Here is a 16,736-nt window from a genome sequence, read left to right on the forward strand (position 1 = left end):
TTTACCCATCAAAATAAAGGTTTTTTTAGATGATATTGAACATAAAAAAGCCTTTATTTTTGATTGAATAAGACCAAACTAATTTTTACCACTGAATGATAAGCTGAATAAAGAATGAAATTAACGCAAGTAGATTTTCGGGAACGTCGTGACCGCCTCGCAGAACAAATGGGTCCTAATAGCATTGCGATTATTGCAACCAGTCCAGAAGTGATGCGAAATCGAGATGCTGATTATAAATTTCGTGCTGATAGTAGTTTTTTCTATTTAACAGGTTTTGCTGAGCCTGAAGCTGTGGCAATTATTGAAACAGATGCAACATGTGAAGACTATAGCTATAGTCTTTTTTGTCGTGAACGTAATCGTGAAATGGAAATTTGGAATGGTTATCGTGCAGGAATTGATGGTGCAATAGACGATTATGATGCTGATGAAGCTTATGCCATTGATCTGTTAGATGAAGAGATTATTGAAAAATTACTCAATAAAGAAAAACTTTTTTATCGTATCGGGCAACGTGCTGAATTTGATGCGCGAGTCAGTCAGTGGATTGCTAAAGCAACAGGTGAGTCACGTCGTGGTGCGGCTGTTCCTGCTCAGATCATTCAACTTGACCAGATTGTAGATGAAATGCGTTTGCATAAGTCAGCCAAAGAAATTCAGCTTATGCAAATTGCTTCAGAGATTAGTGCTGAAGCACATACCCGTGCCATGCAAACAGTTCGACCAAATATGATGGAATATGCTCTAGAGGCTGAACTGAATTATATTTTTGGAAAAAATGGTTGTGTGCCATCATATAATAGTATCGTAGGTGGTGGTGAAAATGGCTGTATTTTGCATTATGTAGAAAATAATAAACCATTGAAAAATGGTGATTTAGTTCTTATTGATGCAGCTTGTGAATATGAGCTTTATGCTTCTGACATTACCCGTACTTTTCCTGTAAATGGTCAATTTAGTCCTGAACAAAAAGCGTTATATCAGATTGTATTAGACTCACAAATTGCTGCGATTGATGCTGTACGTATTGGCAACTCTTATAAAGAACCACATCATGTTGCGGTAAGAATCTTAGTTCAAGGTTTACTTGATTTAGGGATTATGCAGGGCGATTTGGAAGAGATTATTGAAACTGAACGTTATCGCCAATTTTATATGCATGGTACAGGACATTGGTTAGGCATGGACGTGCATGATGTAGGGTCATATAAAGATCAAGGCGAATGGCGCTGCTATGAAGAAGGTATGGTGGTGACTGTGGAGCCTGGTTTGTATATTGCACCTGATGATCAAACCGTAGATAAAAAATGGCGTGGTATCGGTATTCGTATTGAAGATGATGTCGTTGCAACACAAAATGGTCCATTGGTTTTGACTAAAAATGTCGTGAAATCTGTTGCAGATATTGAAGCACTCATGGCAGAGTCAAACTAAGCGTGGTGCAGTAAAATCAGTGAGATATTAAAAATTTCACTTAAAAAGTTATATTGAAAGATGACACATTTTGAAGATTTTACCCTCCTGAGTACAGGAGGGTTTTTTATGTACTTATTATTGTTTGCGCTTTGATTCATTTTTCTATTTTTAATGTTCTGTTCCAGCATAAATCCACATAGGTTGAGTTTTTCCAGCACGACTAAAGCCAAGAGATTCATAAAAAGAAATGGCATTAGCATCCGCTGTCAGCATTTTTTGATGAAAATTTTGATAGCGATCTAATAATTTTCTCATCATTTTTTTTGCCTATACCTAAACGTTGAAAATCTGGATGTACCAACATATGTGGAAAGTACACGACTAAATAGCCACCAGAAATTGCATTAGCAAGACCGACTAATTTGCCTTGAAATCTTGCAGTGACAAGGCTATGAGAGTTTTGTAAAGCTAACATTAACTGATCAGGTTTTTCAGCAGAAGACCAAAGATGAGCAACATATAATTCTAAAACTTCTTCTTTATGAATTTCATCATTTATAGAAATATCAATAATCATTGTGATTCTTTGTCATTGAAGATTTTAAGTTGTTTTAAATTTTTAAATTAATGATATGACATTTTTGATCTAATTTTGTGCAATACGCAGAATAAAAATTTTCTCTGAAGGTACTTGCTCCTTAAAATAAAAAGAAATATTATCAGTGTGCTGATAAAATCAAAAACGAATATGATGATCCAACAACAATACATTTCGTTAGGAAAATGATTTTTTCATCACTTAAAAAGTCCAAAGTGTGGATTGATAACGTAATCTCGAATTATAAGGAAATAAATGATGAGACACGAAAATGCGAATGATGGTGAGATACCACAAAAGCAGCACAGTTCTAAATATGCTTGGTATGTTGTTTTTTTATGCATGTTAGCCTATATATTTTCATATATAGATCGTCAAATTTTAGTTTTGATGATTGAACCCATTAAAAATGATTTAAATCTGACAGATACTCAATTTAGCTTATTACATGGTTTAGCTTTTTCTCTTTTTTACGCAATTATGGGATTACCAATAGCATATCTTGCAGATCGTTTCTCAAGACCAAAAATTATTGCAATCGGAATTATTTTTTGGAGTTTTGCTACGGCTGCTTGTGGGTTGAGTAAAAATTTTCTGCAATTATTTTTATCAAGAATGGGCATTGGGATAGGCGAAGCAGCTTTATCACCCGCAGCATACTCTATATTTAGTGATCTGTTTTCTAAAGAAAAGTTAGGAAAAGCTGTTGGTATTTACTCAATTGGCTCATTCATTGGAGGGGGAACTGCTTTTTTAGTCGGTGGCTATGTGATTAGTCTTTTAAAAGATGCAACGCATATACAGGTTCCTTTGTTTGGTTTAATGAAAGCTTGGCAAGTGGCTTTTATTTTGGTTGGTTTGCCGGGTATTTTGATCGGTATCATTTTTTTACTTACAGTACGAGATCCTATTCGTAAAGGGCAGCGTGTCAATGCGTTAGGGCAAGTAGAAAAAGTCAAATTTACGGATTCATTTAAGTTTTTAGCTAAGCATCGTAAAACTTTTACATGTCACTATATGGGTTTTACATTTTATGCGATGGCTTTATTTTGTATGATGAGTTGGTCACCTGCTTTTTATATGAGAAATTACCATTTATCACCTGTAGAAACAGGGTATATGTTAGGAACAATTCTGTTGATTGCCAATACTTCAGGCGTGTTTTTTGCAGGATGGTTAACGGATTATTTAACCATGAAAGGACGTAAAGATGCGGCAATGTACACAGGTTTTCTAGGTGGGTTAGGCATTCTCTTGCCGATTATGAGTTATACCATGGTAGACAATCTGACTGTATCTTTAGTTATTTTAAGTATAGCTATGTTTTTTGCTTCTTTTCCGATGCCAACTTCAACTGCGGCGATGCAAATACTTGCACCAAACCAATTACGTGCTCAAATTTCTGCAATATTTTTGTTAATCAGTAGCTTGATCGGTTTAGGTATAGGCACAACTTTAGTTGCAATGATCACAGATCATGTTTTTGCAGATATTAATAAAGTTGGTTATTCAATTGCGATTGTTGGTGGAGTCGCTGCTTTATTGACAATTGTTTTATTAAAATCGGGATGTAAGCACTTCATTGAAAGTATGAAGGTTGAAGAGGGCAACAGTACAAATTAATTAACGCTTTCAATAGACTTTTACGACGAAATTTGATTGATAAATAAATGAATCATGTGGAGTAAAAGTCTATTTGAGTTGTATCTGTTTAAATGATAAGTTGATGTATAAATAGCATAAAAATCAGTTTTTTACCTTGCACTTATGAGCTTTCCATCTTTCCAATGCGGTAATGACGATGGGAAGTCGATTTTTGACATGCAATCTTGAAATGTCCATAGACTTGGTTTAAATGTAAGTGGTGGGATGGGTAGATTTTTATCACGATATGCTACTCTAGCTGATAATTATTGAGATCAACGACAAGATAGTGTGTTTTAGGGCAAGTCATTTTCTTAGCTTGATGAATGAAATGATAATCTTTAGCTAAACGTAAAAAACCTATTGTTGGTGAGATTTCGAGAACAGACATGCCATTGATTTGTACTGGATATGGAAATTGAATCCCATCTACATCATTTAAGTCGCGTGGTGCATTATGATCAAAACCCGCAGGAATATATTTGCTGATATGTGTCCCTTTGGGCAGAATAATTTCACCAAAAGGTGTATCTTTTTCGAGGGTGAAATAGCGATTTTTATCTTTTTCATGTTCAAATTTCACATATTTTTCATTCGCTTGAGCTGCCCAAAAAATCAAAGCTGCAAATAAAACACATAAAACGATTGGGCTATACAGTAAAAAGAGTTGCCATTTTTTTAAAGGTGGAATAAGTAATCCTTGACGTGTATATCGACATCGCCAAAGAAAATAAAAACTTGCTGAACCGAGTGACATTAAAATCAACAAGAAAATAATGAGAAATAAGCTACCAGCACCACCGCCTGCAACAATCATTTCAATGCCTTATTTTTACGAATATATAAAATAAATGCATAAGCACAGATGACTAACTCTACCAAAAATGACCAATGAAAAATAAAATTTAACCACCAAGGTTGATAACGTGCTGTAACTTCAAAAAATACATAGGATCGATTTATAAAGGGTGCAAATAACCAAACATCACCCACAAAAGTATCTAAACAAATATGTAAAAGTGCAGCACCTGAAAATAACATAGCGATGAATGCAAACTTAGTATGCTGTTTAAAGATTTTCCATGCAGCAAATGCCAACAGAAAAAGTGGGATCCAGACAGAAAACCAATGTAAAAAATACTGATGATGGTGTACTGAGCGTTGATCAAGGAAATAAAAGTAAAATAGGTCAATATCTGGAAAAATAGCACCGAGCATAATCGTGCTATAAAACGCTTTACGACTGAGAAGATTGGGTTTTAATTTTTTGTCTAATAGATCCGCTAAAATATAGCCAGAAGGTATATGTGCAATAAACATTTTTTCATATTTTTATAAAACGAATTTTGCCTAGATTAACATAACGCTGCCAAATCACACCGAACAAGATACTAATCCAATATAAAAATCATTGCGCTTCATGTAATATAAAATCAATCAAGATAAGCAGTATTCAGCATGCTGAATTGCATATAGAAAGGGTTAAAACATGCAGCAAGAAGTCATTATTGTGGGTGGTGGGATGGTTGGGCTAAGTTTGGCTCTGATGTTGGCAAAAGCAAATATCGCAGTTAAATTGCTCGAGGCAATCAAATATCCAAATTATGATGATGCAACCCTTGCACCTTATCACTCAAGCTTTGATGCTCGTAATACAGCATTATCTCGTCGTACAGTGCAGATTTATCAGAAGCTTGGACTCTGGGATGCATTACAACAACATGCTACCCCAATTTTAGAAGTGCATATTACTGAGCAAGGTAGTTTTGGTAAGGCACGTTTAAAAGCAGATGAAGAAAAAGTCGAAAGCTTTGGTCAGGTGATTGAAAATGCATGGTTAGGACGTGTGTTATTAACTCAAGTACGTCAACAACCCTTGATTGAACTCATTGATGGTGTGCAAGTCACGTCACTGACTCAAAATCAAGATGAAGTACAAATAGAAGCAACACGTGGAGGAGAGTACATTCATGCACTCAAAGCCAAATTAGTCATTGCTGCGGATGGTCGAGATTCATTTTGTCGTCAGGCTTTAGGTATTGGTGTAGACGTACATGATTATGAGCAAGTTGCTATTGTGACCACTGTACAGACATCTAAACCACATCATCAAGTAGGTTTTGAACGCTTTAGTCATTTAGGACCTTTGGCACTATTACCTTTACCTGGTGAATATCGCCGTTCAGTTGTTTGGCCTGTGACCAAAGGAACTGAGCATGAATGGTTGGGTGAAGAAAATGATCAACATTTCCTTGATGCTTTGCAAAAAACCTATGGAGATCGTGCAGGGAAATTTATTAAAACAGGAAAGCGTTTTAGTTTTCCGTTATCACAAGTATTAGCACATCAACAAGCTGTAGGCCGTGTCATTTTAATGGGTAATGCTGCTCATACTATTCATCCTGTGGCAGGGCAAGGTTTTAATTTATGTATGCGTGATGCTGATGTTTTAGTTCGCTATCTTCATCAACAAGTGGTTCATAAAAACGATATTGGTGAGCCTGAAATACTCAAAGCTTATGAGCAAGCGCGTTTGTCAGATCAAAAGCGTGTGATTAAATTTTGTGATTCAGTTGTACGTGGTTTTAGTAATCAAAATCCAATGTTAAAACTGCTACGTAATACAGGTTTGGTGGCTTTTGATCTTATTCCTGGGATTAAACCTTTAGTTGCCAATTATGCAATGGGGCTAAAAGCATGAGTCAAACTACACAGAATATATTAGACGTGGTGATTGTGGGTGGTGGGTTAGTGGGTGGTTTAACTGCTTTATTACTTGCCGAAGGTGGCGTACAAGCGACTGTTTTGGATGCTGCACCTATTTTAGATGAAAGCAAAACTTTAGCTGTCGCAAATCCACGTGTTTTAGCACTCAGTCAAGCCACTATTCATTTGCTTAAAAAAGTGAATATATGGGACAAAATTGCACGTCAAATGCCTTATACAGGTATGCAAGTTTGGAATAAAAATGGCTATGGCGAAATTAATTTTGGTCAAGCTTCTACACATTTTCCCACAGATGAACAAAGTCTAGGTTCCATGGTAGAACCGAGTATTTTAAATCTTGCTATTCAACAAACGATGCTGGAAAAATTAAAAGACTATCGTACCCAAGTTAAAGTGACTCGTGTAGAGCAAGCTGTTGGATATTGGATCATTCAACTTGCAGATGGCTCAAGCTTGAAAACCAAATTAGTGATTGGTGCAGATGGGGCAAATTCATTTGTACGAGAGCAAGCATTTATTGATTTAGATATTTTGGACTACAAGCAAGCAGGGTTAACCTGTGCGATTCGTAGCACACAACCTCATCAATATGTTGCACGACAAATTTTTCATCCGACAGGACCTTTAGCATTTTTACCCATGGCAAGTTTAGTACCTGAACAAGCAGAACATTGGATTTCAATTGTTTGGACATTACCTGATGATTATGCAGATGAATATGCTACTTTAAATGATGCTGAGTTTTGTCAGCTTTTAACCCAAGAAAGTCATCATATGTTGGGAGAAATTTTAGAAGCAACGCCACGTGCAAAATTTCCACTCAAGGCTCGTGCTGCACAGCGTTATGTTAAAGAAGGTTTAGCACTGATTGGTGATGCTGCACATGTGATTCATCCTTTGGCAGGACAAGGGGTAAATATTGGTTGTTTAGATGCTGCTATTTTATGTGATGTGTTATTACATGATCTAAAGCGTGGCGTATGGGCACATGAGCAAACTTTAAAGCGTTATGAACATCTACGCAAAGGACAAAATGATGCCATGATGCATAGTATGTCAATCATTGGTTGGTTAGAGTCGGCTGAATTATTTCCTTTTGTTTGGGCTAGAAACTTTGGTTTAAAACAGGTTGAACATTCCGCATTTTTAAAAGAACGTTTTATGATGCAGGCAAATGGTTTATCAAATTTACAAAATACACGTTATGCAATTTAAATAGGATTTGATATTTTTTAGGCAATCATTTAAATAAAATTACTAATTTGGTTAAAAAATATGCGTTTTTAATGTATTTAGTACTAGGCGAATGCTTAAGAGATTGGTACATTTCTTCGTAAATAAACCTTATTTTGGTAATGATCTGAGTCATTCATGGGGAGAGCTTAAATGACGGATACAAATGATTATGATGAAAATGATGACAATGTAGTTGATGACGATGAAGCAAAAGCAGCCGAGAAAGGTGCAAATGCTGCTGATTCTAGTGTGACTGACACTGACTTAGCGGAAGCAGAAACTCTAACGGTGACTGCGAAGCTGAAACAACGCCAAGCATTGGAAGATGAAGTTGCTGCATTTTTAGCACGTGGTGGGAAAATTACTGAAGTTCCACCTGATGAGTCTAAAGACTAAGTAAACTTTGTCAAAAAAGCCCAAATATTTTAGGTAGATGCTTAAAATAGTTTGGGCTTTTTTTATTGACGATGAATGTCAATGATGGATACTCATCTGCAATAAGATAGAGGTGATGAATAAGTTGTTCCAAAACTACTGATTCTCAAAAGAAGGATGGTTAGCAAGATGATACGTGAGTAGTTAATTTTTATTTCAGTGTTTCGATCAATGAACTCAGTTGATCTAAGTTATGATTTTGCAACGTCTCTCGCATTTTTAGAAACTGCTTTTCATCTATTTCATACAATTTGAGAGAAAGCAGTTTTGTTATATCTTCTTCTGAAAAACGATATTTTATAATTTTTGCAGGGACACCACCAACAATTGCATAGGGTGGTACATCTTGCGTGACCACAGCACCCGTTGCCACCACAGCACCTTCACCGATTTTTACCCCTTGCATAATCATGGCACGACTACCAATCCAACAGCCATCGGCAATGACTGTATCACCCGCAGGTAAAAAACTACGGGTATCAAAAGGAAAGGTCGAAATCCAATCAGGACGATGCAACTGATTACCCCCCATCATGATCACACATTCAGCACCAAAACAGACAAAATTACCAATATATAACTGATCAATCGGCTTTTCTGGCGTTGAAGGTTTATCATGTAAATAACGCACCACACAACGCTCAAAACCCTGATCCCAATAGGCTGAATAATAAGAATAATTTCCTTTAATATGAATATTGGGGTTTTTCACAGTTTTAGAAATAAATTCAAATTCACACCAATGTTTAACAGGTGAGTTGATGGCGTCAGTCATAGAGAGTACAAAGCAGAAAGCATATTTGGCTATTCTATATGAGCAAGAATCAAAAATTAAGTAAAATAGCCTAAGTATTATCTAAAACTAGGCTATTTCAGTGATTTAGAGGATGTGGAAATTTACACAAGTTTTAAATGAATTAAATGTGACGCATGTGTGTGGCGAATATGATCAGGACGATGATGAAAATAACGCTCAGTAATATCAATGCCAGATAAATCTTCTATAACTGCATAACCCATTTTTTGCACAGCATTATGTAACTCTTGAGGAATAAATGCGCCCATCAACGGTTCTTTCATAAAACGTGTAAATTGAATTACAAAATGTGATCCTAAGCGCTCAAAACCTTTCAAGGTTTTATAGTCCACAGAATAGTCCATCACCACCTCACTATTTTGCGCTGCAATTGAGGCAATATTTTGCAATGTGGCTAAAGTTGTTTCAGGTGTTAAATAATGTGTTGTGCCTAACCAAGAAAAAAATGCAGCATGATCAGAATCAAATCCACTACGCTTTAAAGCATCCGATAATTTTTCTTTTTCAAAGTCTATGCTGACAAATTCGACATTAGCAGGCAATTGATTCGATTTAGAAATTTTCTTTAGTTTTTCAATCTTAGTTTTTTGCGTATCAGGATGATCCACTTCAAAAATTTTTAGTTGTGGATATTGATCAGCTAAACGTAAAACAAAGGAATCTAAGCCTGCGCCAACTAATACATATTGTTGAATATCATTATTTTCAATTGCTTGCTGTAATAAATCTTCACTATAGCGTGAACGACCTACCACTTGCCCAGTCAGTTTCCCAAAAGTTTTGTTCATAAAACTTGAATTTAAGGTTTTACGAACTAACGAATTATTTAACAGTAAACGCCAACGTGCATTGGTCATATCAAAAGCATATGGGTCTGAAAATACTGGGTTATCGGCATTTAGATGATGGTTGGCGCGTAAGGCAGCTGCGGCTTCAGCGGTACGACTCACTCGTCCTGCTTTCATAATATTTCCACTTGATTTTTTATTTTATAACACTTTAAAAAGAATAGTGAAAATTAACAATGGCGTTTTGCTTTGAAGTACGTAGCTAATATGGTCATTTTCGAGCAAGCATAAAAAAGGGCTGAATGATCAGCCCTAAATTCTATCAAATATTGTGCTTTAATATGAATTAAAGATATTCAACACTGACAACTTCATATTCAACTTCGCCTTGTGGCGTGATGATTTTAGCTTCATCACCTTCATTTTTACCCAAAAGACCACGCGCGATAGGTGAATTCACAGAAATTTTATTAATTTTAAAATCAGCTTCATCATCACCTACGATTTGGTAGGTTTTTTGTTCTTCAGTATCTAAGTTTTCGATGGTCACCGTCACACCAAAAACAACACGACCTGTTTGTTCAAGTTCTTTAACATCAATCACTTGACAAGCACCGAGTTTACCTTCGATATCTTGAATACGTCCCTCACAGAAACCTTGCTGTTCACGTGCTGCATGGTATTCTGCATTTTCTTTTAAATCCCCATGTTCACGTGCTTCCGCAATCGCTGCAATAATACGTGGACGATCAACAGATTTTAACTGCTGAAGTTCTTTTTCTAAGGCTACCTTGCCTTCAGGTGTCATAGGATAACGTTGCATTGTTGTCCCTCAATTTGTGAGTGTATGAAAAAAACATAGGTTTAGAAATGAAAAAAGCCCGCCACCGAGAGGTGACGGGACTTCTCGGTAAACGAATTAACCTACAGTTTGTAAATCTTGCAAACGGTATACATCCATTGGCAATTTAATTGCTAAAGCTTGGCAAACAGCATCAGCGCCATTTAAGGTTGTAGTGTAATACACTTTACCTTGAAGTGCTGAACGACGAATCGAGAACGAATCTTGCTGAGCTTGTTTACCTTCAGTTGTATTGATAATGAGCTGAACTTCGCCATTTTTCAAGCGGTCAACGATATTAGGACGACCTTCTGTGACTTTGTTCACGCGTTCACATTCAATACCTGCATCTTTAATTACATCATAAGTTCCGCCAGTAGCGATAACTTTGAAGCCAAGATCAGTTAACTGTTTTGCAATACCAACAGCACGAGGCTTGTCAGAATCACGTACAGAAATAAATGCGTGTTTTACTTCGCCTTCGGTAGGAAGACCAGGTAAACGTTCATTTGCACCTAAAACAGCTTTATAGAATGCTTCACCAAAAGTTTTACCTACACCCATCACTTCACCTGTAGATTTCATCTCAGGTCCAAGAATTGGATCTACACCAGGGAACTTGTTGAATGGGAATACAGCTTCTTTTACTGCAAAATGAGTCGGGATGATTTCTTTAGTGAATCCTTGAGATTCTAAAGATTGACCCGCCATACAACGCGCAGCAACTTTTGCTAAAGAGTCACCGATACATTTAGAAACGAATGGCACAGTACGTGATGCACGTGGATTTACTTCTAAAATATAAACGTCATTACCTTTTACAGCATACTGAACGTTCATCAGACCAACAACGCCAAGTTCTTTTGCCATTGCAACTGTTTGACGACGCATTTCATCCTGAATCTCTTGAGAAAGAGAATAAGGAGGAATAGAACATGCTGAGTCACCTGAGTGAATACCTGCTTGTTCGATATGCTGCATGATACCGCCGATCACAACGTCTTTACCGTCAGATACGCAGTCTACGTCAACTTCGATTGCATCATCTAAGAAATGGTCAAGAAGAACAGGCGCTTCATTTGATGCTTGAACCGCATCACGTAAGTAGCGTTTAAGTTCGTCATCGTTGTATACGATTTCCATCGCACGACCACCGAGTACATACGAAGGACGTACTACTAATGGATAGCCAACTTTCGCAGCTTCAGCCATACCTTCTTCAGCAGATTTTACAATGCTGTTGTTTGGTTGACGAAGTTGTAGACGTTGAATCATTTGTTGGAAACGTTCACGGTCTTCTGCACGGTCGATTGCATCTGGAGATGTACCGATAATTGGCGCACCTGCTTCTTCTAAAGCACGAGCCAATTTAAGCGGAGTTTGACCACCGTACTGTACAATAATACCTTTAGGCTTTTCAGTACGTACGATTTCAAGTACATCTTCAAGCGTAATTGGTTCGAAGTACAAACGATCAGATGTATCATAATCGGTAGAAACTGTTTCAGGGTTACAGTTCACCATGATGGTTTCGTAACCGTCTTCACGCATTGCAAGCGCCGCGTGTACACAGCAGTAATCGAACTCGATCCCTTGACCAATACGGTTAGGACCGCCACCGATCACCATGATCTTATCTTTAGTCGATGGGTTCGATTCACACTCTTCATCGTAAGTTGAATACATATACGCTGTATCTGATTCAAACTCAGCAGCACATGTATCTACACGTTTGTAAACAGGGGTTACGCCCAAGTTCCAACGGTGTTTACGGAATTGTTTTTGTGAAATGCCCATCAAGTTCGCAATGCGAAGGTCAGATAAACCTTTACGTTTGAATGCACGGATGTTATCGGCATTCAAATCACCAAAACCTAAAGTTTTGATTTCATTTTCAGTTTTAACGATATCTTCGATTTGGATCAAGAACCAGCGGTCAATCTTCGTTGCTTCAAAAACGTCATCTAAAGTGAAGCCGTGACGGAACGCGTCAGCTACATACCAAATACGCTCAGGACCTGGAACTTTAAGCTCAACTAAAATCTTTTCACGTGCGCCTTCAGTACCTAGCGCGATTTTTTCATCAAAACCACAAGCACCCACTTCAAGACCACGGAGTGCTTTATTTACAGACTCTTGGAAGTTACGACCAATCGCCATGACTTCACCAACAGATTTCATCTGTGTCGTCAAAGTTGCGTCAGCTTGTGGGAATTTTTCGAAGTTGAAACGTGGAACTTTAGTGACAACGTAGTCAATTGCAGGTTCGAATGATGCAGGTGTTGTACCGCCAGTGATGTCATTTTTCAATTCATCAAGCGTATAACCTACAGCAAGTTTTGCTGCGATTTTTGCAATCGGGAAACCTGTTGCTTTAGACGCAAGCGCAGAAGAACGAGAAACACGTGGGTTCATCTCGATGATGACCATACGACCATCTTTCGGGTTAATACCGAACTGAACGTTTGAACCACCCGTTTCAACACCAATTTCACGAAGAACAGCTAAAGATGCATTACGCATCAATTGATATTCTTTGTCTGTCAATGTTTGTGCAGGCGCAACAGTGATTGAGTCACCTGTGTGTACACCCATTGGGTCGAAGTTTTCAATCGCACATACGATGATACAGTTGTCGTTTTTATCACGAACAACTTCCATTTCGTATTCTTTCCAACCAATTAAAGATTCATCAATCAATAATTGTTTAGTTGGAGAAAGATCGAAACCGCGTTCACAGATTTCAATGAATTCTTCTTTGTTATATGCAATACCGCCGCCAGAACCACCCATAGTGAATGAAGGACGGATAATCACAGGGAAACCAAAACGTGCTTGGATCGCTAAAGCTTCTTCCATTGACTCAGCAATGTCAGCTTTTGGACATTCAAGACCAATTTTACGCATTGCGATATCGAAAAGTTTACGGTCTTCCGCTTTTTCGATCGCTTCTTTGGTCGCACCAATCAATTCAACATTGAATTTTTTGAGAATGCCATGCTCATCAAGTGCAAGAGCACAGTTCAAAGCAGTTTGACCACCCATTGTAGGAAGAACTGCATCTGGGCGTTCTTTCTCAATGATTGCTGCAACAGTTTGCCAAGTAATCGGTTCGATATACGTTGCATCTGCCATAGCAGGGTCAGTCATAATGGTCGCTGGGTTAGAGTTGACCAAAATAACACGATAACCTTCTTCACGAAGCGCTTTACATGCTTGTGCACCTGAGTAGTCAAACTCACATGCTTGACCGATGACAATTGGACCCGCACCAATAATCAGGATGCTTTTAATGTCTGTACGTTTAGCCATGATCGCTCCTTAATTACTTCTTAGATGCTTCAATAAGTTCGATGAAATGATCGAACAATGGTGCACAGTCATGTGGACCAGGGCTTGCTTCAGGGTGACCTTGGAAGCTAAACGCTGGCTTGTCTGTACGATGAATCCCTTGCAGGGTTTGATCGAACAATGATTTGTGCGTTGCTTTTAGCGTTGCAGGTAAAGTTTCTGCATCTACTGCGAAGCCATGGTTTTGAGAAGTAATCATCACTGTACCATCTTCAAGATTTTGTACAGGATGGTTAGCACCGTGGTGACCGTGAGGCATTTTCACAGTTTTAGCACCAGATGCAAGAGCAAGAATTTGGTGACCTAAGCAGATCCCAAATACAGGCACATTACGCGCATCTTCCACAATTGTTTTTACTGCTTCAATGGCATAGTCACATGCTGCTGGGTCGCCAGGACCATTTGACAAGAATATGCCATCTGGATTCAAAGCAAGGACTTTTTCAGCAGGTGTCTGTGCAGGAACAACAGTTAATTTACAACCGCGATCTGCAAGCATACGTAAGATGTTGGTTTTGACACCGTAATCGTATGCAACAACATGGAATTTAGCTTCAGGCTGAGAGAAACCTTGACCTAAAACCCAAGAGCCTTCAGTCCATTCAAAACCTTCAGGGTCGCAACATTCTTTGGCAAGATCTAAACCATTTAAACCACCAAATGCACGTGCTTTTGCAATCGCTTCTTCTTCAGTGATATTTTCACCAGCAAGAATACAACCATTTTGTGCGCCTTTATCACGTAAAATACGTGTTAATTTGCGTGTGTCGATATCTGCAATTGCAACGACATTATGTTCTTTTAAATAGTCGCCTAAAGATTGCGTTGATCGGAAGTTGCTATGTAATAAAGGCAAGTCACGAATGATTAAACCATTCGCCCAGACTTTGTGAATGCGACCAGACTCAGCGTCTTCGTCATTACAACCAGTATTACCGATATGAGGATAAGTTAAAGTTACAAGTTGCTGGGCATAACTTGGATCGGTCAAGATTTCTTGATAACCAGTCATGGCAGTGTTAAAAACGACTTCACCAGTCGTACTTCCCGTAGCGCCGATCGATGTACCTTTAAAGATAGTACCGTCAGCAAGGGCTAAAATGGCGGGGGTGCTCAAACCAAAGCTCCTGAACTAAAACCACAAAAATAGGGCTGTAAAAAAGCGAGTAGACGAAAAAAAAGGAAGGTTAATTAAATCCTACCCTCCCTGTGTCTGCTCGCTTATAACTTAACACTGCATTATACGCATCATTACCTTTGAAGTCCATGTAAAAAATTAACAATATGTCAGATAAACACCTTGTATTTAGAGTGAGTTTCTGTTTTATAAAAAATGAATATCTAATCGCTAAAATGTAATATTTATTCGATAAATCAAAATTTAAAATTTATTGTTATAGTTTAGCTTGTTAGCAAGGTTTTTATTAAAAATAGTAAAACGTAATAAATTTAACGATTGGTAAAAAATATTTTCCCATTGTTTTGAGTTATAAAAAAATAGCTTAAAAATAAAACATGAGCAGGCGTTTTATTTGTGTACCATTTCATAAAAAATGTTCATTTGTATTATTTATTAGTCAGTTTAAGTGGGTTGGAAATAATCATCAGTTTAAAAATAAATTTTAAAACGAATTATTCAAAACATTAGAAAATGGAAAATGAGGTGGCATAACGCTCTTTTAGGCTTTGTATATGTTTGGAGTTTTGACACAGAGTCTGGGTGAATTTTATATGAAATTTATATTGGATTTTGTTTCTGGTTATGGGAGGGGCATACTTTATATGATTGTTCTAATCAGCAATTTATTTTTATTGTTTTATCTCCTAGTGATGTTGGTAGTTGGCTGTAAAAAGATAAAGCAAAAGGGGGGAACCTTTTGCTTTTGTTACTTTTACATTTCATTAAGACAATGTGGCTTAAAAGATATGTAGCCAATCACGTTTATTGTGAAAGTCTGCATTTTGCCCACTATGCTGCATAGCATAAAACTGCTGTGCTTGTGATGTTTCTAAAACTGCTGTTAGACCAATAAAAAGATCAGACCACTTTAACTTATGGGCTAACATAAATTCAGTTAAATCGAGGCTAACATTTAAGCCATAATGCGTGCGTTTTAATTGATTAAGTTCAATATCATACGCAACTTGTGGTGGCATAGTTTCAGGATAGCGATATTCTTCAAACTGATAAGCTTGCCATGCTTGCGAAGGGGAAAGGTTAATCTCACGATAATAGTCTTCGCCCTGTACGCCTATAAAAATTTCAAAGCAAGTTTTTTCCCAAAGAAAATCTAAACGTGGATGAGATGCAACCAAGTCAGGATACAAAATGAGTTGATTAGGATCTCTTAACCAATAACCCACATTGAGTGTATAGGGACTGACTTGTTCAATCGCACCAACGAGAGAAATGCTTTGAAAACGACGATCAAAAGCATTGAGTTCATAACTTGCCATGAAACAATAATCTTAATTTGAAAGATGAGCGTGACGAACTAAGTTCGACAGTTTAGGATTTTGTTTTGCAGCTTTTTTATAAAGCAAAGCAATTTTACCAATGGTTTGTACGACTTCAGCTTCAGCAGTATTTGCAATTTCAGTGATGAGCGCAGCACGAGCTTCGCGATCTTCACCTGCAATTTTGATCTTAATAAGCTCATGATCGTGTAAAGCACGGTTTAATTCTTCAACGACACTATCAGTCAAGCCTTTATCGCCCAGCATTACGACAGGGTTTAATGCATGTCCGATTTGACGTAAACGTTTACGTTCTTGGATAGAGAGAGTTGCCATATAAGCATAACCTAATTTTAAAAACGGCCTAGTATAACAAAAGCCATATCACTGCGCTGTAAATTCTGTAGAAATAATCGATTATGC

General features: G+C 37.5%; 15 protein-coding genes. 5 read left to right on the forward strand and 10 right to left on the reverse strand.

The window, feature by feature from the left end; genetic code table 11:
* Positions 1-114 precede the first annotated feature (114 nt).
* Positions 115-1,437 carry a Xaa-Pro aminopeptidase gene (pepP, locus tag C9E89_RS03315; protein ID WP_107007011.1) on the forward strand — a complete coding sequence of 441 codons (1,323 nt, stop codon included), beginning with the start codon at positions 115-117 and terminating at the stop codon, positions 1,435-1,437.
* Between the two features lie 235 nt (positions 1,438-1,672).
* On the opposite strand, the gene C9E89_RS03320 is transcribed toward pepP, so the two are convergent.
* Positions 1,673-1,996, reverse strand: a complete 324-nt coding sequence (locus C9E89_RS03320; RefSeq protein WP_228198972.1) for a GNAT family N-acetyltransferase — start codon at positions 1,994-1,996, stop codon at positions 1,673-1,675.
* 279 nt (positions 1,997-2,275) lie between these two features.
* Here C9E89_RS03320 and C9E89_RS03325 point away from each other — a divergent pair, with 279 nt between their 5' ends.
* Positions 2,276-3,640: a spinster family MFS transporter gene (locus tag C9E89_RS03325; RefSeq protein ID WP_213069625.1), complete on the forward strand. Its 1,365-nt coding sequence runs from the start codon at positions 2,276-2,278 to the stop codon at positions 3,638-3,640.
* A gap of 271 nt (positions 3,641-3,911) precedes the next feature.
* Here the strand turns inward: C9E89_RS03325 and C9E89_RS03330 are convergent, their stop codons facing one another.
* Positions 3,912-4,478 carry a hypothetical protein gene (locus tag C9E89_RS03330; protein ID WP_107007012.1) on the reverse strand — a complete coding sequence of 189 codons (567 nt, stop codon included), beginning with the start codon at positions 4,476-4,478 and terminating at the stop codon, positions 3,912-3,914.
* A complete protein-coding gene (locus tag C9E89_RS03335) occupies positions 4,475-4,981 on the reverse strand; it encodes a metal-dependent hydrolase (protein ID WP_107007013.1) in 507 nt (168 codons plus the stop codon). Before C9E89_RS03335 ends, C9E89_RS03330 begins: the two co-directional genes overlap by 4 nt.
* A 169-nt stretch (positions 4,982-5,150) precedes the next feature.
* Here C9E89_RS03335 and ubiH point away from each other — a divergent pair, with 169 nt between their 5' ends.
* The 3 genes from ubiH to C9E89_RS03350 all read left to right on the forward strand — a co-directional run bounded on the left by ubiH (position 5,151) and on the right by C9E89_RS03350 (position 8,020).
* Positions 5,151-6,362, forward strand: coding sequence for a 2-octaprenyl-6-methoxyphenyl hydroxylase (ubiH, locus tag C9E89_RS03340; RefSeq protein ID WP_107007014.1), 1,212 nt, complete (start codon positions 5,151-5,153; stop codon positions 6,360-6,362).
* The gene (locus C9E89_RS03345) at positions 6,359-7,603 is read left to right on the forward strand and encodes an FAD-dependent monooxygenase (RefSeq protein ID WP_107007015.1); all 1,245 of its coding nucleotides are present in this window, start codon (positions 6,359-6,361) and stop codon (positions 7,601-7,603) included. Before ubiH ends, C9E89_RS03345 begins: the two co-directional genes overlap by 4 nt.
* Before the next feature lie 171 nt (positions 7,604-7,774).
* Positions 7,775-8,020, forward strand: a complete 246-nt coding sequence (locus tag C9E89_RS03350) for a hypothetical protein (RefSeq protein WP_107007016.1) — start codon at positions 7,775-7,777, stop codon at positions 8,018-8,020.
* 190 nt (positions 8,021-8,210) lie between these two features.
* Here the strand turns inward: C9E89_RS03350 and C9E89_RS03355 are convergent, their stop codons facing one another.
* From C9E89_RS03355 to yhbY, 7 genes are all read right to left on the reverse strand, one after another.
* Positions 8,211-8,834 carry a CatB-related O-acetyltransferase gene (locus C9E89_RS03355; protein ID WP_107007017.1) on the reverse strand — a complete coding sequence of 208 codons (624 nt, stop codon included), beginning with the start codon at positions 8,832-8,834 and terminating at the stop codon, positions 8,211-8,213.
* A 122-nt stretch (positions 8,835-8,956) separates the two neighbouring features.
* Positions 8,957-9,841, reverse strand: coding sequence for a class I SAM-dependent methyltransferase (locus C9E89_RS03360; RefSeq protein WP_107007018.1), 885 nt, complete (start codon positions 9,839-9,841; stop codon positions 8,957-8,959).
* A gap of 169 nt (positions 9,842-10,010) precedes the next feature.
* Positions 10,011-10,487: a transcription elongation factor GreA gene (greA, locus tag C9E89_RS03365; protein WP_107007019.1), complete on the reverse strand. Its 477-nt coding sequence runs from the start codon at positions 10,485-10,487 to the stop codon at positions 10,011-10,013.
* Positions 10,488-10,583: 96 nt separating this feature from the next.
* The gene (gene carB, locus C9E89_RS03370; RefSeq protein ID WP_107007020.1) at positions 10,584-13,817 is read right to left on the reverse strand and encodes a carbamoyl-phosphate synthase large subunit; all 3,234 of its coding nucleotides are present in this window, start codon (positions 13,815-13,817) and stop codon (positions 10,584-10,586) included.
* 13 nt (positions 13,818-13,830) lie between these two features.
* Positions 13,831-14,973: a glutamine-hydrolyzing carbamoyl-phosphate synthase small subunit gene (gene carA, locus C9E89_RS03375; protein WP_107007021.1), complete on the reverse strand. Its 1,143-nt coding sequence runs from the start codon at positions 14,971-14,973 to the stop codon at positions 13,831-13,833.
* An 800-nt stretch (positions 14,974-15,773) separates the two neighbouring features.
* Entirely contained in the window at positions 15,774-16,313 is a 540-nt protein-coding gene (locus tag C9E89_RS03385) for a DOMON-like domain-containing protein (RefSeq protein ID WP_107007023.1), read from the reverse strand.
* Between the two features lie 12 nt (positions 16,314-16,325).
* Complete coding sequence (yhbY, locus tag C9E89_RS03390; protein WP_107007024.1) at positions 16,326-16,649, reverse strand: ribosome assembly RNA-binding protein YhbY; 324 nt, start codon at positions 16,647-16,649, stop codon at positions 16,326-16,328.
* Positions 16,650-16,736 lie beyond the last annotated feature (87 nt).

Source organism: Acinetobacter sichuanensis (genome assembly GCF_003024515.2).
GTDB lineage: Bacteria > Pseudomonadota > Gammaproteobacteria > Pseudomonadales > Moraxellaceae > Acinetobacter > Acinetobacter sichuanensis.